Source organism: Vibrio cyclitrophicus (assembly GCF_024347435.1).
Classification (GTDB): domain Bacteria; phylum Pseudomonadota; class Gammaproteobacteria; order Enterobacterales; family Vibrionaceae; genus Vibrio; species Vibrio cyclitrophicus.
In genome coordinates, this window is the sequence record NZ_AP025480.1 from 416000 (window position 1) to 436803 (window position 20804).

General features: G+C 41.8%; 13 protein-coding genes. 6 read left to right on the top strand and 7 right to left on the bottom strand.

Going from position 1 to position 20804, the window contains the following annotated elements; genetic code table 11:
- Positions 1 to 212 precede the first annotated feature (212 nt).
- The 3 genes from OCW38_RS01995 (at position 213) to OCW38_RS02005 (ending at position 4556) form a co-directional block, all read left to right on the top strand.
- Positions 213 to 407, top strand: a complete 195-nt coding sequence (locus OCW38_RS01995; RefSeq protein WP_010434944.1) for a hypothetical protein — start codon at positions 213 to 215, stop codon at positions 405 to 407.
- Between the two features lie 207 nt (positions 408 to 614).
- Positions 615 to 878, top strand: coding sequence for a hypothetical protein (locus OCW38_RS02000; RefSeq protein ID WP_171351402.1), 264 nt, complete (start codon positions 615 to 617; stop codon positions 876 to 878).
- 342 nt (positions 879 to 1220) lie between these two features.
- Positions 1221 to 4556 (top strand): KAP family NTPase, encoded by a 3336-nt coding sequence (locus OCW38_RS02005; protein WP_261894923.1) that lies wholly within the window; start codon positions 1221 to 1223, stop codon positions 4554 to 4556.
- A gap of 318 nt (positions 4557 to 4874) precedes the next feature.
- Here the strand turns inward: OCW38_RS02005 and OCW38_RS02010 are convergent, their stop codons facing one another.
- From OCW38_RS02010 to OCW38_RS02035, 6 genes are all read right to left on the bottom strand, one after another.
- Entirely contained in the window at positions 4875 to 5447 is a 573-nt protein-coding gene (locus tag OCW38_RS02010) for a hypothetical protein (RefSeq protein ID WP_261894924.1), read from the bottom strand.
- 144 nt (positions 5448 to 5591) lie between these two features.
- Positions 5592 to 6047 carry a hypothetical protein gene (locus OCW38_RS02015; RefSeq protein WP_261894925.1) on the bottom strand — a complete coding sequence of 152 codons (456 nt, stop codon included), beginning with the start codon at positions 6045 to 6047 and terminating at the stop codon, positions 5592 to 5594.
- A 315-nt stretch (positions 6048 to 6362) separates the two neighbouring features.
- The gene (locus OCW38_RS02020; RefSeq protein ID WP_261894927.1) at positions 6363 to 8330 is read right to left on the bottom strand and encodes a DNA polymerase; all 1968 of its coding nucleotides are present in this window, start codon (positions 8328 to 8330) and stop codon (positions 6363 to 6365) included.
- 47 nt (positions 8331 to 8377) lie between these two features.
- Entirely contained in the window at positions 8378 to 10201 is a 1824-nt protein-coding gene (locus OCW38_RS02025; protein ID WP_261894929.1) for a helix-turn-helix transcriptional regulator, read from the bottom strand.
- Entirely contained in the window at positions 10201 to 10827 is a 627-nt protein-coding gene (locus OCW38_RS02030) for a hypothetical protein (RefSeq protein ID WP_102392956.1), read from the bottom strand. The genes OCW38_RS02025 and OCW38_RS02030 overlap by 1 nt, the downstream gene beginning before the upstream one ends.
- A gap of 67 nt (positions 10828 to 10894) precedes the next feature.
- Positions 10895 to 11533 (bottom strand): hypothetical protein, encoded by a 639-nt coding sequence (locus OCW38_RS02035; RefSeq protein ID WP_102392955.1) that lies wholly within the window; start codon positions 11531 to 11533, stop codon positions 10895 to 10897.
- A 140-nt stretch (positions 11534 to 11673) separates the two neighbouring features.
- Here OCW38_RS02035 and OCW38_RS02040 point away from each other — a divergent pair, with 140 nt between their 5' ends.
- Positions 11674 to 12264, top strand: a complete 591-nt coding sequence (locus OCW38_RS02040) for a helix-turn-helix domain-containing protein (protein ID WP_261894932.1) — start codon at positions 11674 to 11676, stop codon at positions 12262 to 12264.
- A gap of 267 nt (positions 12265 to 12531) precedes the next feature.
- A complete protein-coding gene (locus tag OCW38_RS02045; RefSeq protein WP_261894934.1) occupies positions 12532 to 13353 on the top strand; it encodes a restriction endonuclease in 822 nt (273 codons plus the stop codon).
- Between the two features lie 196 nt (positions 13354 to 13549).
- On the opposite strand, the gene ltrA is transcribed toward OCW38_RS02045, so the two are convergent.
- The gene (gene ltrA / locus OCW38_RS02050) at positions 13550 to 15022 is read right to left on the bottom strand and encodes a group II intron reverse transcriptase/maturase (RefSeq protein ID WP_261894936.1); all 1473 of its coding nucleotides are present in this window, start codon (positions 15020 to 15022) and stop codon (positions 13550 to 13552) included.
- 876 nt (positions 15023 to 15898) lie between these two features.
- Here ltrA and OCW38_RS02055 point away from each other — a divergent pair.
- Positions 15899 to 20800 (top strand): AAA domain-containing protein, encoded by a 4902-nt coding sequence (locus OCW38_RS02055; RefSeq protein ID WP_261894938.1) that lies wholly within the window; start codon positions 15899 to 15901, stop codon positions 20798 to 20800.
- Positions 20801 to 20804 lie beyond the last annotated feature (4 nt).

The window sequence follows — 20804 nt, forward strand, 5'->3', positions numbered from 1 at the left end:
CTAATAAACCAACAAGAAGGAGCCTTTACATGGCGATTAAATCCATAACAATACTCGTTACAACCTGTCCTGCATGTGGTGAACGTGCATATGATGATGGTAGCTGTCAGGTGTGTGGTCACTCTCACTAAAGCTGCATTAACAAAACTCTAAAGGGTCATGTTCTTCATTGAGCATGGCCCTTTTCGTATCTACAGAAAAGGAGTAAGTACGTGGATAAAGACAACTATTCTGAACCACAAAAAGGATCAGAGACTCTATCTAAAAGTAGGAAGGAATTAGGATTTAAAGCTGCTCAGCTTGGTGGTGCTATAGGCCTTCGATTTGGTGGGCCATATGGAATGTTAATTGGGACAATCTGCGGATTTTCAGCAGGAATTTTGATTGATGAGGTACTGGAGGACTAGTTAATCAATAAAGCAGGGACGCATGTTTCTGTTTTTTTATATCGACAAGAACAAACCATATGGTCAAGTAGTGCAGACTGCGGAGGTAACTAAAAGCCTCTTACGGTATTTCAAGTTTTGTCCGTAACTCTTAACAAAGTAATAACCCTGTTAGATAGCACTTCGCTGTACAGGAATTACTTTTAATTAATCATTAAGGATAAGGTCATGGAAAACTTCAGTAATATTATCGAACACAACACAAGTGAACTTAAGAACGGCAATATGAGTGCATATTTGGCTGTGCTGGAAGACAGTATTTATCAATACGAGGAAAGGTATGGTCCGATGAAAGGCAGCGCTTATCTACGTAACTACGTGCGGTCTTGCTTCCGCAATGATTTAGCCAAGAAAGGCGGTTACGATTCCTTTGGTCGCAAGCAATTCAAGACTTATATCAAACGTTGGTTCCACAAGGTTGGCGAGAGATAAAAAACCACAGGTGTTGCATCGAGATGTTGTCTCTACGTATGTCAAAAGCGGACACCGAGCCTAAAGTAATATATTTAAAGGTTTCGAGTCCGCTTTTATTTGTGCTTATGGATGCTGAATTTGTTTTTGGACAAACCTTCTTAGAGTAGTCACTTAAATTAGATAAAAGCGGATAACTTTTATTATCAGAACTCGTTTCGTTAAGTGTCCAATTTAGTTCGTGGCGAGCATATCTTTATGCACTATTGTTTAGCCCCTACCTGTAGCATGGGTAAATGCGAGCTAAGTCAATGAAAAGTCTGGTATGATATTGGTTTCATCATACGAGTTGGAGCTTGCAGAATGGGTAATGTTCGTCAATATCAAAGTGAGAAGCCAGAAAAGGTTGATTCATTTGTAGGTAAAGGTCATTTTACCGTTGCTAAGGCAATTTCTAACGTCATATTGAACGATTCTTCACAACACATTATCGGCGTGGAAGGAAGCCTAGGCGCAGGTAAATCGACCGTAATCGAAATGGTCAGAGAAACCATTGAAGCTCACAATTGTCACATGGTGACATTTGATGCCGATCGTTATCACTCAAATTTAAAACCAGCTTTAATTAAAACCATTGAGACCGAACTCTCCATTATGGTCGGTAGTAACAGTACAAGTAAGCGTAAATTGACACAGGCTGTCGAGGTCGCCCTTGGAAAACGGTTGCAATACACTAAGGATACCAACAGTCATATTTCGTTGCTTGCTATATCTTTCATGTTCTCTCTTGGTGTGTCGGCGTTCCAAGTAAAACCAGCTATAACCTATATTCTTTCTGAATTGGGCAGGATTAATTCGGATAAGTCAGTGGGCGAAGTCTCATCATCAATTGGGGCCCCTGATTCATTAGCTGGGATCGTGTCTATTCTACTCACTTTAAGCCCTGCAATCGCTTACGGAATTTTAAAACTCTTGAAAAGCGATGTTTCTTTAGGTGATCTTGTAAAACGTAATAGCAAAGATACCATTAGTGAAACAATCGACATTACTCGAGACGTTGGAGCAATGGAACTTAAAGAGGCATTCGACACTTTCACTGCACTTATTCCGGAAAATGAAACTCTGATTTTAGTCATTGATAACATTGATCGAGTCACACCTGATATTGCCCGAGAATTATGGAGTGATATCGAAATTCTAGCGTCTTTCGGGAATCCTAAGTTTCGAGTGCTCTTACCTTATTCAGAAGAGCACTTAGCAAAAGCATTAGATGGTGAAGATTTAAATGCCGGAAAGGAGTATATTTCTAAGCGAATCCCCATCCCATTTACAGCCCCCCCAATTGTGTCGACGGGCTGGCGTGATCAGTTTGAGATATATTGGAACGAAACCCTGCCTGATATGACCGGCTGCGAAGGTGTTAAAGAGCTTATTGATGTATGGCGTAGTAAGATAACACCACGATATCTCAAGAGCCTTATAAACCGTATCGCGACAAAGGTGGATTCATGTCCAGAACTTAACTCTGATCTTGATGGCATATCATGTGCTGTTTACTTAATGGGTCACAAAGATAACGGTATAAGTTTAGAGGAACTGGTAAGCAAACCTAACATTAGTGACCGTAAATATTATGATGAAGTCACTTCGAGTCATAGGATTTTACTTAAGTATGTCGGTCGTGAAGAACTTTGGGCTAAACGTCTAGCCGCCTTACACTTCCAAACAACATTTGATATTGCTGAAAGTGAGTTGATCTCCGAGCCAATCAGATCTGCATTTTCTGCGCATGATACAAAGCGTTTAGTTGAATTGGAACCACTGCTCGGGTTTAATCTATTTGTGAATAAACAAATAGAACAATCTGATCCTACCGACCTAATTAAGATTGCAGCGAAACTGGCAAATGAAAATAGTGGTTTAGCTCTATTGGAGAAGATTCTTCCGTCAATTAACCATGAGATAGTAACGAACCTACATAACAAGGATGAGTTTGATGGGGAGCTGGTTGATAGTTATCTGACTCTTCAAAAAGCGAATGTAGGCATCGAGTATTTCGCTATTAAAGCGTTACAAAATACTTGGGAGTCCTCGATAGAGCATTTGTTTTCTCAGTTGCCTCCTCTACTAGATAAATCTAAGCAGACCGACTTCTTATCTTCAGAGCAAGAGTTGGTTTCTCACATTGAACAATGCTATTCGTATTTTGAAGTTACTGGCAACACGCCAGGATTTATCGATAACCTAACGCCTGAATTCTTTGTTCTAGCATTGTATTCGGCTAAAAAGAAGCTCACGAAATGGAATATGGAGGAGCTATTATCCGATATGGATTCTTCATCTGTTGTGAAATTAGCCTGCCGTCGTCACATGGCACTAAACGATGATTATTCGCTTTTGGATATGATAAGACCAACCCTAAAGATTGGTAAGTTAAGCAAGTTAACGAGACAAGATTTCATCTCCGGATTAGACATTACCACTCAAGATATTGATATTTGCATGAGCTTAGCCCCTTTTACAGATGAATGGCATGATCCAAGTTCAGAACCTTTTGCCTTGAAGCTTATTAATTATTATGGAAAAAACACTCGGGAAAATAGTTGGGAAAACGAAACTGACCAAGCACAATATCTGGCCCTTACCGCAGCAGCTATCATTAAAAGTTATAGTACGCTGACGACTAATATCACTGTTCAAGTCGGGCCACAATCGAACCAGCGTCAAAATCAGCAAGTGGTCGTTTGGCTAGCTAAAGAACTAAGTGCAATCCCTAGCTTCACCACATACTTAACCGATTATCTCGTATTTTGTTCAGTTAAAAATCTGATGGCCTGGAGTCAACACAGTTCAATGACAGAACACCTTATAACTAATCTAGGTGAACTACTCGATAAAAAGCGTATTCACGAACTCAACATTGCTGAATTCGTAAATGGAGGTTATGTATTCCTAAAAGAGAACCTTAATCATCCACCTACGAAGCAAATAATACATTGGTTGGATGACTGGAGCAGTTATTCAAAAAAAACCGAAAGTTGGGACGATGTGTTAGTCAATGACATTTTGGAATTCAGACCTGATGGGTTTATCGAAAAACTCTATAAACATTTTGAAGACGGATTAAGTGATTCTGATTGGTTGGAGAGAAGTATTCGATCGCCTAGTACCGTTGCGACGCTTGTACTACAAGATATGGTGAAACAAAAATATGTTTTGAAAAATCAGGACCCGACATATTCCTGTTTAAAAGGCGTAATGGAATGTGACGATAACTTTGATATAGAATTCATCAGACTATTGTCTAACTTTATCAGCGGTCATAAAAAGTCCGGTCTAGCACGCTTACTTAGTTCTAGTTTACTTAAGTCAACCACGCCAAAGGATTGGCAATACAGAGCCATTACTTATTTCGGTGAACGGTTCACCTTACCAAAATTACTAGATGCTAATATAACGAAAGAAGCTGTAGACCTACTTCACCATGCATTATCAGACAACAAAAAAGTGGTTATTGATTGGTTGCTGGGTCAGTCGTTCGGCTCTGACGGCTGGAATTTGCAGAACCAAAATGAAGCATCCTTACTTGAATTAAAGAATGCCTTTTATGAGAACCAACATTATGAGGAAAGTCAGCTCTTTAAAAAGTTGGGAGCATTAATAAATGATAGCGACAGTTCACTACAACCTGTGAGCTAAGTTAAATGACCCGTATGGTGATGAAGTATCTCTACGGGTCATTTATTATCAACAACAATTAACGATTAGGTAATCTGTAGTCAATGTGACAATTTGGCCACAAAGTTAAAGTGCTAGGTATAAGGAAAAGTAAGTCTAATTGTGGAAGTTGAAATCACGTTTAATTCTGCTCTGTCTCATTTTGAGGGATTTTTGAGCTAGAAAATGCCACGTGTTAAACTTCAGATTGTGACGATTTTGGGCAGAAGCGATTTAGACTTAATGAACTAAATCGCTCCAATTAGATTAGAAAAGGTATCTTGAAACCTTAAACACTTGTTATATGTGTTGTCTGATAGTTTCAACTAATTTGTCATCTCCAGCTTCATGTAGCCACAGACACCAAAATTTGATGACCCCATGCTGAAAACTATAAACCAACCATTCACCCGTTTTTTTAGGCTTTGACCGACTCTCGATTAGAGATTCGTACATACTGTCAATATTGAGTGGTTGTTTACCCAGCTTAGTTTTACGAGCGTGATTTAACCAATTTTCAGTAATAAACGATGATTCACCAAAGTGTACATGTTGAACTTCAAATCCGACTTTATCAGAAATACTATTAAGTTTTCCTCGCACCTTTGTTCCTTTTTCCACACATCTAAGTGTTTGTAGCAATGAACTTATAGGAACTGATATAGGCTCATTTTCAATGACAACATATCGCTGATAAAGCAACTGCGATAGCTGAACTTTAAACATCTCACTAAATATAGAATCAGGGCAGTTGTACGATAACATCTGATTTACTTCAGCTACATTGCTCTCATATGACCAACTATGCTCTAAGCTTTCGTCTCGCAAAGGGGTCATATTTATTGACTTAATAATTGTCTCGAATTCTTTCACTTTCCCTCCGAACACATAGCCGCATTAAGGTGAGAAACGCTACCACGAACCTTAACTGTACCACCGTAAACACTAAACCCAACGATGGAATGAAAAATGCCAAGCGTTGGGAGTCACTCTCAAATGCTTTGTGTGTGAATTTTCCTACACACTAATCAGCTCAGTGACTAACCTTGCTGGGATTTCACCAAAATCTTTAGCAATAAGTATATGCTCATCATCCTCTGGAATTGCTGGTGACACTATATTCTCATTAACCGATATAATTGACACATCAAACTGTTCCAGTTTGCTCACATCTATTTTATACACGTAACCACGACACTCACCCCCTCTAGTTGCATAGAACTTGGCTCGTTCAAAATGAGGAGTAAATGACAAACCAGATGTCGGATGCCCTTTTTGTTCAAGTTGATGGAGTATCGCTGTATTAATCGTCGATTCCCCCATCGTAACTTCAGATCCCATATAGGCATGTGGTGCCCCCATATAAACAGCATCACAAAAAGTTTCATTCGGCTTTTTAGGTATCAGTTTCCCATCGAACTTCTGATAAAAATCAACGTTTGCACCACGATATAAGTATTTAATTTTATTCATTTTCTATGAGTTATAGGTACTTTATTTATTAGAAAAGTTAGATAGTCATAACTTACCGCATTCACATAACGCTTTTTAGACGGCTTTTAGCTACCTTTCATACTCCTATCATGCAGCCTTTCCAAGCGCAATTCAATTAACAATCAATAGGTTAATGAGTGATGTTGGGTATAAGACTGCAAAATGACGCATAATTATTAAAAAAGGTTACTTCGACACTTTTCCCGGATAGCAGCAGGTAAGGCAAATCTTAAGTCACAAGTTGTCAGTAAACTTTCACGCTGAGAAGGAATGGGGCAAAAATAAACTAGCTGTTCACTTGTTCAACCACTCTTCAATGGTGTTTATATTTCCATCTTTGTTCCAACATCTAGGTTGTAAAGTATTGATGTCTGTTCGGATGTTTAGTTGAGGGTAGCGCTCCTGAATGACCTGAATCATTACCTGAGACGTCAGGCTCGCAACTTCCTTTAATTCTTCTGTTGGAGCTTCAAACACAAAAGCATCATGTAATGCGACAATCAACTTAGCATTATGGCGCTTATATAATTGATGTAGACGATTACCCGTGATTTTAAACAAGGCGGCAGCAGTGCCTTGCACTGGCATGTTGACCATCCAATTCTTTTCTTTGCGGTTACGTTCAGTATCTTGGGGACGTAATCGTTGTAGACCCGTTGCTGTATTCACATAGCCACGAATAAAACCATATTGTGGTGCTAAATCCATAGACTTACCAAGGGTAGGAAACATATTGAGAAACTTATCCATTAACTGCTGGGCTTTAACCTCGTTAACTTTGAGTTTTTTAGATAAGCCGTAGGCTGTGATTCCATAAATAAGCCCTAAAGTACACTCTTTCATCACGTTACGCTTATCGCTGTGGTGTTCTTTGAATATATCAGGCGTACAGGATTGGAACTCTATCGGTAGCTCATCTAAATAGAACTCTTGAGCTAATGCTGTGTATAAATCTCCTGCATTGTACTTCTTTATTAAGTCTTTATCGTTATACACAGCAGCCGTTATCGCCACCTCAATCTGGGCAAGATCAACCTCACCAATACCATATCCCTCAGGTGCAACAACGATGGGGCGAAGAACTGCAGGTAACCCTAGGAGGTTAGGGGCCATTGTTGCTTGTCGGCCTGTTACGGTATCTAGGTGCTTGTGTACTGGATGAACGCGGTCATCAGAGCCAATTATTCCTCGCTCTAATATTACATCTTTAGAAATTGAAACCATATTCGAGTATTTTGCTAACAACTTGATGGCGGGATGTAAGTCGTAGTTAGCACTTAGCATTTCACGGTCGAAGCTATAGTCGTTGCCTTCTTTAAAGTGATGTAGCAAGCCCAGAGTGTTAAAGAAGGTGATCTTCTCATCAGTGCTGCTAGGGTTTGCTAAGCCATAGACTTCAAGTTCGAACTTCCACTGAGCAAGTCTAGCCTTTGTCCCGTTTAGAACTTTCATGCATTGCTCACGAGACACAAGGACGCCATTTCGTTCCATTGCTGCATTGGTAACAATCCAAGGCATTTCGACTTCCAGCAGGTGATCATGGATACCCTGCATTACAGCAGCCTGAACTTGTAACAGGTATAATTTAGCGACTTCTTCGCACAACGTTCCGGTATGCTCAGTCAACGGGAACTCTAGGTAGTAACGGGAATGAGTTGCTTTCAAACTATAGAAATCCTGGCGGCCCATAACAAAGCTATCTTTAGCCTCGATTTTGGCAGCTAGGTCATCAAACTCTTGGCATTTTTCGAACTGATGCAGCCCGAGGTGGCGTGCCTTTTCTGCAATCAGTATGTCCCAGATACGGAATGGTTCATTAAGCTCTAAAGCCCAGAGGCAATGCACCAGCTTGTTAGCGTCGTAAGAAACAAAGGTTACTGGTAAGTCAAACAGTGCTTGTAGTGGACTGATGTAAATATCTGATACTAAGTCAATGATGAATGTATGCTGCTCTATAGAAGTCGTATCATTAGTGCAAAGTGACAGGCACAGCTTAGTTGGATGAATCGCTGAAATATCATGTTTTTCGTAGCCATTGGGTAAGGTTACATGAGCAGTACTGTAACTATATTTGCAATCAATACCAATGTGGCTGATAGGGAGTTGTAACGTTAGATCAATGAAGTCAATCACTCCCTGCTGTGTATTGATATGCGTAGTCTCCCCACTGGTATAGCTAGGGTTTCTAGGTAACACAGAGATAGATGTCTTCCTTGGCTTTTCTGGGGCAAAGTGCTTTTCAATTCCTGGAAGTAAGTCCATGAGTATAGTCCTCGGAAGGGGCTAATCATCGCCCCAAAGTGAATGGGTTAGACGGCAGCTTTCGATTGATAGCGGCGGACAGTACGCACGCTGATACCCAGCTGCTTTGCTATTTCAGCTTGTTTTAGGTTTTTAGCGCTCAGAGCCATAACATTATCAGCCGTAGAATTGCTGCTACGTGTGCGCTTAGTGGCAAGCCCGAAGTGCTCGCGCAGTTCAGCTAAGTTAGAGAACTCTATGTCATATGTCGTACCTAGTGGGTCATTACTCTGATACGTTATGACCTCACGAGTTTTAGTGAATGGACGTACACGTCCCACAGCTTGAACGACACAGCCCATTTCTAGAGTTTGCAGCATCGGGTTCACTGCCTCGGCTACATCAGTAAATCGATGCTTGTCATCAGCAACGACGCCATAGCGACGACGGGGCTTTTTCGAGTATGTAATTGCCACGTCGATGCGCTCACTGTCAGCTCTCAGATCCTGTATCGAGTCGCTCAAGACATCTTCGGGTACGTAGTAGCTGTTAAGGCAGTAACAACAGTCGAATCCTTCAAACTGGTTAATACCAATCACGCCATAGTGGATGATAGGTACTACTGTTATATCGGGATTCTCGACGTAATGCTCACCGTGAACTACACGGATATCGTTTACACCTTGTTCTACTAACATCTGGTTCATAGCCTTCACGCAGTAGCCAACGTGATCCTTTTTAGAGACGAGCAGAACTCGTTTACCTTCACGTATGCGTTGTATTGTTAGCTGCGTGAATACGTCTAAGATCTGGGGTGAATTTTTTATAAAATTAGAACTAGCACCCGTAGCGGAAGCAAGATTCAACCAAGTCGTCCCTTCACCTTTAAACTCGTAATTGTCGTAAGGTGAGTAGAAATCAATACCTAACCGCATCTTCAAAATGGATAGGTGGGTGGTACCACTGTAGAGCAGTACATCACTTGTAGAGGTAAAAGGAGATGCGGGAAAGCGTATATCACCGTTCGGTAATTTCTCGCGAGATTCAGCACTGGAATAGCCAAAAGCTTGTAAGTCGTAAATGATGTTGTGGAATGAATCGCCAAAGATTTCATCGCCAATGGTTAAGCTCTTCGTCATATCATTGGCATCTAAGCGTGGAAAATGCCAAGCATTTGCATCTTGTAAATCTTCACTAGGTGCATCTAGTAGACAGCTTAAATAGTGACTAATAACTGATTTACGCTTGCTTGATACATCTGATTTACTCGTAGCTTCCATGAGCTGACGAATAGAGCTTACGGTAATAGTACGGCTATAGTTAGCTAGGCTGACATTGGCTTCATCAAATATGACCAGCACTTTACTAGCGTTAGATTGCTGTTTTACATGAGTAATGAAGTACGGGTTGCGCTCAAGGTGCGTTTGGGTTGCAAACACTACCTGCTTACCTTGCAGGTCTTTCCCATATTGGCTAGGCCAGAAGCACTCTGAGCGCTTAGGACACAAATCACAGCAGTGACGTTTTCCAAGGTGACTTAAATTCCTTGCTTCATAAGATTGCCATATTTTGTTGCGTTCTTCGCCGCACAGGTTGGCTGGACGCGGGCGGATATTGATAACTTCAATGTCATTAGGAGGGTTTACGATGAACTTACGCTCATCGATGATCTTACGGGTAGGAGCCATGACAATCACAAGATCGTAGTGTCCTTGTCGAATGGCCGCTTCGATCACTTGATCCATGTTATAGGACTTACCGACGCCGACTTGCCAGTTAACGACAACGTTCTGGTGCTCTAGGCAGTGCTGAAGAATAACCTCAGCACTTTCTTTAAGTCTGAAGTTAACGAGGCCCTCTGCCTCGTCAATCAGTTGGTTGTCGCCAGTCATTAGGCTGCGCGGCCACGCTTCAGGAATAGGCGTGTCTTAATCTGCGAAATTTCTTCAAGCTCTTCGTTGCTTTTTATTTCGTAGATGTCCGCTAGCGAAAACTCGTTATTGTTGTAGGCATTTTTAAATGCCAAGACCTTATCGCCGTCGATGCCCAAACCTTCCACGATATCAGATGAAGTCACTTCATACTGGTAGCCATGTTTCGTGATGTTAATCATCAGGGCACCCTTGTTAAATAAAGGTTTTAGCTGCGGAGCTAGAGACGTTGGCTTCGTTGCTGGTGGAATAGCCAGAACTTCCATGCGTCCTTCGATGAAGTTGTACACCGGTGTCAGAATACGATGGTCTAGCTTAATGCCAGCTTCGCATAGCGAGCAATCGTTGCAGCCATTGCATTGCGCAAAACCTTTAAATTCAGGCGTGTCTAGGTAATGGAAGAACACTTTTTCAAAAGTATTCATCACGAAAGAGATCGTACATCCATCCTCGTTCAAACGAGTGTTAAAGAGGAAATCTGGTTGAGCGTATGTGGGCAGGTTAGCAGCATCAGGCCCAAAGATATCTTCATGTGTGCCTTTCTGGTTGCGCCCATGATTGCTTATTGTTTTTTGTTCAGTTGTCATGTTTCTTATTCTCTATCTAGTTTTTAAAGGAAGTTTTTTCTGTTTGAGTGGTTAAGGCGTTAAGGCGTTAAGGCGCATCAATCTGCTCTAGCGCATCAATCAGGTGCTCCCACGAATCTGATTGGGAGAAATCATTGGTTAATGCACGTTCAGCATCAAAGTAAAATGACTGACCATCAGCAAAATCAACATAGTCGAAGCATTCGCTGGCCAATGAAAAAGTGGAGGCGCAAAAGAATTCGATGGCATGCGGGTGGTAAAAAGGCAGATCTTTACTTGCGTAGCCCACTGCCTCATAAACTGAATTAGGTATGCTTTGAGTGGTACTTAAGTGATGTATGCAAGTAAACACCTTTCTTGCGTGACCTAATTGATGAGTGGTCTCAATGGTTAACACGTCGCCTTCACGGCTAACGGTGTTAGAGGCGAAGTGCAATTTTTCATCGAAATAGAATTCAATGTATTCATCGCCTTTGCTTTCATATTGTGCAATGCGTTGTACTGTCATGACAGCAATAGGTGTGCCCCCTCCATCACCGTAAGAGACATCCTCATTATCCGTAAACAAAAGACCATAATGTCGTGGTAATTTTTTATGCTTGTAAGCTAAGCAAGCTGCAATATAAGCAATGCGTTTGCCATGCGAGAGGTACTCATGGTTAGAGCTATCCTTATTCGCAACCATAGTTTCTGGAGCATTATTCATGCTAGTCTCCTTTTTAAATGTTAACTGAGAGGTAAACTTTTCAAATTTAGGTTACGACTTTTGGCTCGGTGATGTCAATAAATAATTGAAAAAAAATTCCCGCAGCGTTAAGATTTCAATTGCAATTCGGAGAGGAACGTATGAAATCAAAGGTCGTGGGAAAAGTAAGTATCTTCACGCTGATTGCGGAAGCTGTGAAAGATTTAAGGATTTATGGCACTGATTTTGTGTTGGGCATGGGCCTAACGAAAAGAGTTAAAACTAAAACCAAACAAGCGGAATATGCGAAGATACTTGGCGTGAAAAATGCGTTTTACTCTCGTCTGGAAAGTGGTAGTTCAGCATTTAACATCGCGCAACTTCATACCTTGTGTGAAGCCAAGGGGCTTTCATTAGGGGAGCTTTTTGCCTATGTAGACCACATGAAGAAAGATCTAATAGGTGCGGGGTGTCAAGTCGTGACGGAAGCATTGCCAATTGAACAAGATGCAGTGCGTAAAGACAACTGGATTGAGGAAAAGGCAACGGCTCTGAATAACAAGTGGACACGTGAACAAAAGAGCTTAAAGCAATATAAAGACCTAACAGATCAACAAATCGCAGCTAAAAGGCAAGAGCATGTGTTACATGCCAGGCTTTTGTTTGCTGACAAGTTTGGTCATGTAGAGGATGTTGAGTTACAGAGGGGACATTGGGACGAAGCATTCGCTGAAGATAGAGCGAAAGAGTAGACGCGAGCTTGCGTGTAAGTGGACACGAAGCCTAGTTAGATTATTTATTAGGTTTGGTGTCCATTTTAGCTATGATTTTACGATCACATCTAGTTGGCAAGACGTCTTGATCCGTCCCTGAGCCTTTCTAAGCGTGTTATGAACAACCTAATCCAATTCAGGGATTAGGTAACATCAGTTTACTGTAGAGTTATTGGTCAATTTATTATTCTCACTATCTATCATTTGTGATTTAATGCACTCAAATGCTTATTGGTAGAGGGTTAAATGGCACGACGTAAAGATGGAATTATATGGCACTTAATGGACGCTCCATGGTGGCTTAGTGTGTTGCTCGCTGGTGTTATATACCTAGGGCTCTCATATCTATTACCTAGCTTAGCGGCTAGCAGTGATAATTTTATCTTTAACGCTATGGCTCCCAATCTTCCTTTGATGGCCCCCTATTTTACCTTTCTATTTTTACTCCCTGCGCCGATAGCATTCTTTAAACAGTACAAAAGAAAGCAAAGTTATCTAACGACAAGTTCCCAAATTAAAGTTCGCAAGAACACTTCACCGTTGAATGACTTAAGTTGGATTGAGTTTGAAAGCTACATCGGTGAATACTTTAAATTTCAAGGTTATGAGGTCAAACAGTCTTTCTCTCAGAAGCCTGATGGCGGCGTTGATATTTGGCTGACGAAAGAGGGGGAGTTAAGTCTTGTTCAATGTAAGCACTGGAAGGCGCGTAAAGTAGGCGTACAAGTTCTAAGAGAAATGTACGGTGTCATGATCGCTAATAATGCCAGTAAGATGATTATTGTTACGTCAGGCGATTTCACTTCAGAAGCGATTGCCTTTGCTGTTGATAAGCGCTTGTGGTTGGTTAATGGCAGTGAACTGGTTCACATGGTGGCAGATGGACGCAGCTTTCTGAATAAACCAGTAATACCTGAACCTGAAAGAGTGTCGGCTGTTGAAGATAGAGTTTGCCCTAGTTGCCAATCTAAGCTTGTGATGCGTGTTGCTAAAAGGGGAGTTAATTCGGGTAAGAGTTTTTATGGCTGCTCGACTTATCCGAAGTGTCGCTACACCTGTGATTATTAATATATGTGCAAGTTGCCATCGCAGGGAGTAGGGCAGAATCGCTTGGTGATCACATCGTGATTGAAGTGCTACTTAACTCATTTCTGTCGGGTGGACGACACTTGTTACCAAGTGTCGTCTCCCTGAGAACCCAGCGTGCAACTTTCACTGCACTAGGCTCAAGCCTCTACAAAGGCATCAAGTGATACCCAGCAACTTATAAAGCAGTGAGAACAGGTTCAATCCAAGAATTACGAGCTAGCCTTTTGTGTTTCCTCTTTCCCAAGTATTCTTGGTATTGAGGGTCGAAAGGTGTCGCTGCGCTTCGGATCTTCACATGTCTTTCTATCGGCACTGTAGCTATCTGGAAAAGATTAAACTGGCAATCCATATCCTTTATCTTCTGCCAACCGTGAAACTGCCATTGGCCTTTTCGGTTGATGAAGTATTTCAAGGCGATCCAAGTTCTAGATTTTGTTGGATGTCGCCTTTTAGCCCAATGCCATAACGCATGAAATAGTTTGTGACCGACATAACTGAATACCTGTTTAGCTACGCAGTGGCGATAATAGTTCGACCACCCTCTAAGCTTTGGGTTAATCAGTTTGATAAGGTCGTTCACCGGTAGGGTAACGTGCTTTTTGATGAGTCCGCGCAAGTTACTTAGGAACTTCAACGTGTTGGCCTTGCTCGGTTTGATGAGCAGTTTTCCTTTGTACTTCCTATGGTTGAACCCAAGGAAGTCAAAACCGTCGTTGATGTGAGTAATGTACGTTTTCTCTTCGGATAACGTTAAGCCTCGTACCGCTAAAAAGTCAGCAATCAATGGTTTGATATCGTTCTCCAACACTTCCTTTGAAGCGCAGGTGACGACGAAATCGTCGGCATATCCAATAAAGTTAGCTCTTGCACCTTTCTTAAGCGCGGTAGACTTAATGCGCTGTTCGAGACCCGATAACGTCATCAACATCAAGGTGGGGGATATAATCCCGCCTTGAGGCGTGCCTTCGTCGGTGTCGTAAAACAGCCCTTTGTCTACAAAGCCAGACTTTAGCCATTGCTCCAGCATCCGTTTATCGATGGCGATGTTATCCATCAGCCACTGATGCCCGATTTTATCGAAGCAAGCTTTGATATCTCCTTCAAGAACCCATTTAGCTGATCGCTTTAGAGCCAAACATTTGAAACACTGACTGACAGCGTCAGCCGTGCTTCGATTTGGTCTGAAACCATAACTATTAGGGTCGGCAAGCGTTTCGGACACAGGTTCTAATGCTAGAAGATGAAGAGCTTGTTGGGCTCTGTCAATCATGCATGGAATACCCAGTGGCCTGAGTTTACCGTTCTTTTTGGGGATGTAGATACGCTTGAGTGGTTTTGCTCGATAAGCTTTCCGACTCAGTTGATTTGCCGCTTTCATACGACGCGTGTCTGTGTTCCAGACAACGCCGTCTATTCCAGGCGTTTTACTGCCTTTATTTTGAGAGACTCGCTTAACAGCAAGAAGTTTTGCTGAGCGAGAGCGAGTCAGTATCCACTGCAATGCTTTTGCTTTGCCGTGCTTACCGTCTCTAGTTGCTTTTGCGATACGCATTTGAAGCTTTAAGACGTTTGCCTCTACGGCCTTCCAGTTAATGGATTGCCACTGTGCACTGTCAGAAGATGCACTAATCTCATTCGAAATCATCATTTGCTTTTCTTCCTTAATAAAGTTCTTCAAACTCTCTCGCAACGAGAGACCAGTTGGAAGTGGGCTCACTTTCGTGACCAGACACAAGTCTGTATCTGCATCGTTACAATACAGCCTTTGCTTTTTCCAACCTCCTCTACCTGCATCACTATCGGCCACTTCGGCTTTCCCAGAGGGAGTGATACAGGCTTACCATGTTCCGTATGCAACGCAATGGTAGGTTAGGTGCCCGCTATAATGCGAAGAGCGTGTCGATCACGAAAGAGCATGGGGCAATCTCTTTCCTACTCTTAGTGCCTTTTGGCGACAGCGTAAAAACCACTTCCGCTGCTTATGATATAACGCATCTTATGCGGATTCACGTTTGTTCACCATACTACCTACCTAGCACTCACCCGATTTATGTGGTTATCAGGAGGAGCTTTCTCTCGCGATTTAGCTCCCGACAAGATAGTTTCTTGTCTTCGTTACATTGTCAGAGCCGCTACTTAATTCAGGCTCCTAGGTTCATCTGGTGATACAGATGGTCCATTCTTAACGCGATGGACAGCGCTGCATACGACCTCATGTCGCACGCCCCATTATCATCCAGAGTAAAGACTCATTCACATCCTGTTCATGGGGTTTTGCCCTAATTGAAGTTATCCGAATAAAGTAACCCAGCACACACCTTCATCAAACGTGATTCATTAACGGTTTTCCAGCGCTTTATCTAGTGTTTAAAATTCTTTTTGACGCGTATACTCATCTAAATGAATATTAGAGCCTTTTTAATAATTTAATATAAAAACCTCTATTGAGGTTAAAGGATTACGAGTGAAATATCAGATTGTTGGTGGTGCTGGCCTGCACCGCAGCGAGACTAAAACCATTGATATGATGGTTCAACAGCTTCCTGACAGTTGGTTTGGATATGCCGGTTTAGTGGTTACGGATAGTCAAGGTTCAATGGAAATTGATGCACTTATTATCACAGCAGACCGACTATTATTAGTTGAATTAAAAGAGTGGAATGGCACCATTACTTACGAAGGAGGAAAATGGTTCCAAAATGGGAAGCCTCGGGGTAAGAGCCCTTATCAAATTAAGCGCGAGCATGCGTTAAGATTGAAAAATCTTTTACAAGAAGAGCTTTCTCGAAAACTAGGCTACTTCCTACATGTCGAAGCTCATGTGGTACTTTGCGGTAATGCTGGCCCAGAAAACCTACCTACAAGTGAACGTCGCTTTGTACATACTCGTGATGAATTTTTAACTATTGGAAAACCTAAGCATTACGATAATTTAGTTCAAACCACTAACTTCGCACATCTCTTTGAAGGTGAACATAAACGCCCCAACTCCACTCAAGTATTACCAATTATTCAGGCTTTCTTTGATGGCCCCAAAGTTAAACCTTTACCATTAAAAGAAAACGATTATATCGCTAATGAGAAACCATTTTTCAGTCACCCCCACAATATATACAGCGAGTTCAGAGCTGGCCACAAAGACAATGCTCTCCATAGAGGCTTACTTCGCACATGGGATTTCGATGCATTAGGTGTTGCATACGCTGAACAATCAATATGGGCAGAAATAGCCTTACGTGAAACACGAGTAGGACGTCAAGTGCGTAATGGCAGTGCTACTATGCAAGATTATATGCTTCGTTCTGTTAGCGAGATTTCAGAAGAGAACGTAACCGACGATGCTCGTGAGCTTTACGAGTTGCGTAGAAGCTTTAAAAGGCTAGATGAAGTTCTAGACAGCGAAGCTAAAGAGTGGAGTAAACCTGAACGAATCGACCGTGTACGAGCCCTGTTAGCACCATTCTCAGAATTGCACAGCTTAGGTGTAGGCCACCGCGACATCGACCCTCATAATCTTTGGTATGCCGAAGATCAGAAAAGCATTGTTGTCACAGGGTTTGGCTCCGCATCTATCGATGGACGAGATAACTTAGAAGAACTGCGTACAACGCTACAAAGTGCACCTTATCTTATCCCTGAAGATGCTTTTGAAGAGGCAGCCGAACCATACCGCCAAGACGTCTTTATGTTAGCTGTTATAGCCTATCGTATCTGTTTTTCAGGAGAATCACTATTAGTAGAAAACCAAGTACCAGAGTGGCGGATACCGCAAGAAGATCTATTTGGGGGGGCTCTCACTCCTTGGTTTGAGCAGGCTTTAAACCTAGAGCCAAGCAAACGATTCCCTCGTGCGGATGTCATGTTAAATGAGTTCAATTCAGCAACACAGGAACAAATCCAAGGACATGATGAAGCAAACCAGATCCACCAAGAAATAGAAAATAGCGATTTTTTCCGAAGTGATATGAACAGTGTGGGCGTTGTGATGGAATTTCAGCCATTACCAGAGTTCGCAGCTAGCGTTTATCCAGCTCTTGCTGCGATAGCTAAAACTGGGTATATCGACTACCTCTCTAATCAAAATGAGCAGCTATTACTGGTGAAACTCTGGGACGGAGTAACACTCAACACTCAACAGCCTGGAGTTAATCGTAGAATTCACGCATTTAAACAACGTATTGATAAGCTTCAACAACTAGACCTACCGACCCCTTCGGTCCATGCCTGTGGTTTATTAGGGCAAGGTGGGCTCTACTTAGTAAGTGAACATATTGAAGGTCAGCTCTGGTCGGAGTACATATCCTCACATGAGTTGAATCATGCACAGAGACTGGGCATTGCGGAGACATTAATACATACGGTACTCCGATTCCATGAAAAGCAGCTACCACATGGGGACTTATGCCCTAATAAACTACTAGTTCAAGACGACGAACAGTTAGCTTTAACACTAACTGGATTACTAGAATATAGTGATGAATTGACTTCGAACAAGTGCTATCAACCCACGAACCCAGATGCTACAGATGCTTTTGGGCGAGATTGCTTTGCAATTTATAAAATAGTAGAGGAGCTTTTCCATGAAAATATGCCTCTTGCTGTCGCAGAAGAAATTAGCCGAGCAAGTCAGTCACCTGATGGGATTCCAATTGCGTTAGATCCTTTACTACAATCCCTGACAGCTCCCGACCAACCCGAAACTGAAATCAATTCTAAGCCTCAAATAAATTTAGAGGATTCCATCTCAATACGCTGGCGCGGAGAAGCATGGCCAGCCGACTTAAAATTACTAGAACCAAATGATGGTGGATATCACTTCAATTGCAGTTGGTCTAATAACCCACGCTTTCCTAATGAATTACGCTGTTTTATTACAGGCCTTGGTGAGCAGTTATTAGTAGACCTTAACCCTGAGGAGCGCTGTATATCAAGAATAAACTACAACACAGGTCTATCGATTGAAGAAACGATAAAGGCGGGGAAACACTCTCAAACTAAGATTGAATCACAATTATCAATTCAACAAGGGATACTTACTGAACGCAATGATTTCATAGAGCTACTAATGTCCCTTGAGCCTGTAATCGACGCTATTATCGAAAGAGCAAATCCAAATCAAGAAATGGAAGAGTATGACTTTGATGTCAGTGATTCGCAACCAGTTGAACTATGGCAAGCACTTGCTGATACCGAGGGGGAATTACGTGAACAGGTGACTATTGACTCTACGGAATTTAAGGAGTCGACTAGTGGTTGTTTACTATACCCATACACTACTGAATCTGGCGCAGATCTCAATTTTGAAGTCGATGATAAAATTCTCGTTTATCTCAAAGAAAAAAATGATTCGATTCAGTTAGGAGAACTCCGTCTTACTGAAACGACTCAAAACCTTTTAGCCATACGTTTCGATTTCGATTCCGCTCGTAAGCGAATCCAAGATGGTAGTCAGCTACAATTAGAATCAATTCGGGACAAGTCTTCACGAGAGCTGCGTTTAAAAGCACTACAGCGAGTAATTGATCATAAAGCTGAAATTCCACAACTTGCGCAGTATTTTGACTATCACGAAAAAGTACAAATGCAAACAATGGAACCATTACCAAGTGTCGAAGCTTTGCGGAAGCTATATGACCAACCAGGTCAAGAGTTTAATGATCAGCAACTAGCGGCATTCCAACAACTAGTATCGCAAGGACCTGTTGGCGTTTTACAAGGTCCCCCTGGTACGGGTAAAACAACTTTCGTTTCAAAGTTTATCCACTACCTATACAAACATTGTGGAGTAAATAACATACTTCTAGTGGGCCAGTCACATACGGCCGTTGATAACGTAGCAATAAAAGCCAGAGAACTATGCCATCAACAAGGCATGGCTTTGGACACAGTTCGGATTGGTCATGAACAAATGATCGACGAGGGTATGCTGTGCGTTGAAACCAAAGCTCTCCAACGTCAGATACAACATAAATTTCATAGAGAATATGACTTACGAGTCAGTACTCTCGGTAAGCGACTAGGCATGGCTCCTTCTTTAGTTGCACAACTATGCCAATTACACAGGACCCTAAACCCACTACTTGTATCACTTGCTCAATGCCGACGTGAAGTTTTGAAGTTAGAAAAAAATAAAAGTAATGGCCCAATCTATCAAGAAGCCGTTTCAAAGGAATTAAAGCAACTTGAGCACATAGAACAACGAATTCAGACAGTAGTTTATTCTATGTTCGAAAGTGAGTTTTCGGAACCTCTAACTTATGATGAAACCCTACTTTCACAGTTGGCTGAAATAATATCGGCCCAACGCTGCTACAACAACCCTGAGAACCTTAGCCGCTTTTTACAATTATTAGAAATGAGCCAAGAGTGGATGGATGTACTTCAGGGAGGAGAGGCTGGCTTCGACCGATTCATGTTCAAAAGTAAGCAGTTAGTATGTGGAACCTTAGTAGGTGTTGGTCGTCGTCGCTTAGAGCTAACTGAGTCTAGTTTTGACTGGGTTATTGTTGATGAAGCTGGTAGAGCACAAGCTGCAGAATTGATGGTTGCATTACAGTCAGGTAAAAGAGTACTGCTTGTTGGCGACCATAAACAGCTACCACCATTCTATCAACAACAACATCTCAAACTAGCAGCCAAGAAACTAGAGCTTGGTCGAGGCATTTTTTATGAATCTGATTTTGAAAAAGCTTTTAAAGCGACAAATGGAGTTGCTCTAGACACTCAATATAGAATGGTCGAACCTATTGGTGATCTCGTTTCTGAATGTTTTTACGCTAAAGATATGGGTAAGTTGCATACAGGTCGCGGAGCCTCTCCTGAATGGTATCAGAAACTACCTAGCCCTTGGAATAAGTCAGTTACTTGGATTGACAGTTCAAGCTCATGTACAAATGGTGGTGAAAAACAAAAGGGAAATGGACGCTATTACAATCCCCTAGAGATTCAAATTTTACTAGAAGCATTACAGACCTTAGCTGACGATGACACTATAGATCAATTAGAAAACACCATCACAGCAGAACAGTCTTATCCAATAGGTATTATTACTATGTATAGGCAGCAAAAAGAGGAAATTGAAAACGCAATTAGCCGTGCAGAGTGGGCAGGTAGAATACGTAACTTAATCAAGATTAATACCGTTGACTCGTATCAAGGGCAAGAAAATAAAATCATCATTCTAAGCCTAGTTCGTGACAACACAGAAAAGTTACAAGGCTTTCTGAGAGACGCTCCACGTATCAATGTCGCGATATCACGCTCACAAGAACGTCTGCTTGTATTAGGGGCTGGAAGAATGTGGTCAAAAAATAATAATGATTCAGCACTAGGAACGGTACATGAGTTCATTAGTAATCAGGTTTCCGCAGCTAATCCAAATTATCAAGTACTTTGCGGCCATAGCTTATTAGGAGAAAATGAATAATGTC

What these genes read in the sequence shown, in the direction of transcription:
- OCW38_RS02000 (WP_171351402.1), top strand. Translation starts at nt 615, where the DNA reads ATGGAAAACTTCAGTAATATTATCGAACACAACACAAGTGAACTTAAG.
- OCW38_RS02005 (WP_261894923.1), top strand. Translation starts at nt 1,221, where the DNA reads ATGGGTAATGTTCGTCAATATCAAAGTGAGAAGCCAGAAAAGGTTGAT.
- OCW38_RS02015 (WP_261894925.1), bottom strand. Translation starts at nt 6,047, where the DNA reads ATGAATAAAATTAAATACTTATATCGTGGTGCAAACGTTGATTTTTAT.
- OCW38_RS02020 (WP_261894927.1), bottom strand. Translation starts at nt 8,330, where the DNA reads ATGGACTTACTTCCAGGAATTGAAAAGCACTTTGCCCCAGAAAAGCCA.
- OCW38_RS02025 (WP_261894929.1), bottom strand. Translation starts at nt 10,201, where the DNA reads ATGACTGGCGACAACCAACTGATTGACGAGGCAGAGGGCCTCGTTAAC.
- OCW38_RS02030 (WP_102392956.1), bottom strand. Translation starts at nt 10,827, where the DNA reads ATGACAACTGAACAAAAAACAATAAGCAATCATGGGCGCAACCAGAAA.
- OCW38_RS02035 (WP_102392955.1), bottom strand. Translation starts at nt 11,533, where the DNA reads ATGAATAATGCTCCAGAAACTATGGTTGCGAATAAGGATAGCTCTAAC.
- OCW38_RS02040 (WP_261894932.1), top strand. Translation starts at nt 11,674, where the DNA reads ATGAAATCAAAGGTCGTGGGAAAAGTAAGTATCTTCACGCTGATTGCG.
- OCW38_RS02045 (WP_261894934.1), top strand. Translation starts at nt 12,532, where the DNA reads ATGGCACGACGTAAAGATGGAATTATATGGCACTTAATGGACGCTCCA.
- ltrA (WP_261894936.1), bottom strand. Translation starts at nt 15,022, where the DNA reads ATGATGATTTCGAATGAGATTAGTGCATCTTCTGACAGTGCACAGTGG.
- OCW38_RS02055 (WP_261894938.1), top strand. Translation starts at nt 15,899, where the DNA reads ATGATGGTTCAACAGCTTCCTGACAGTTGGTTTGGATATGCCGGTTTA.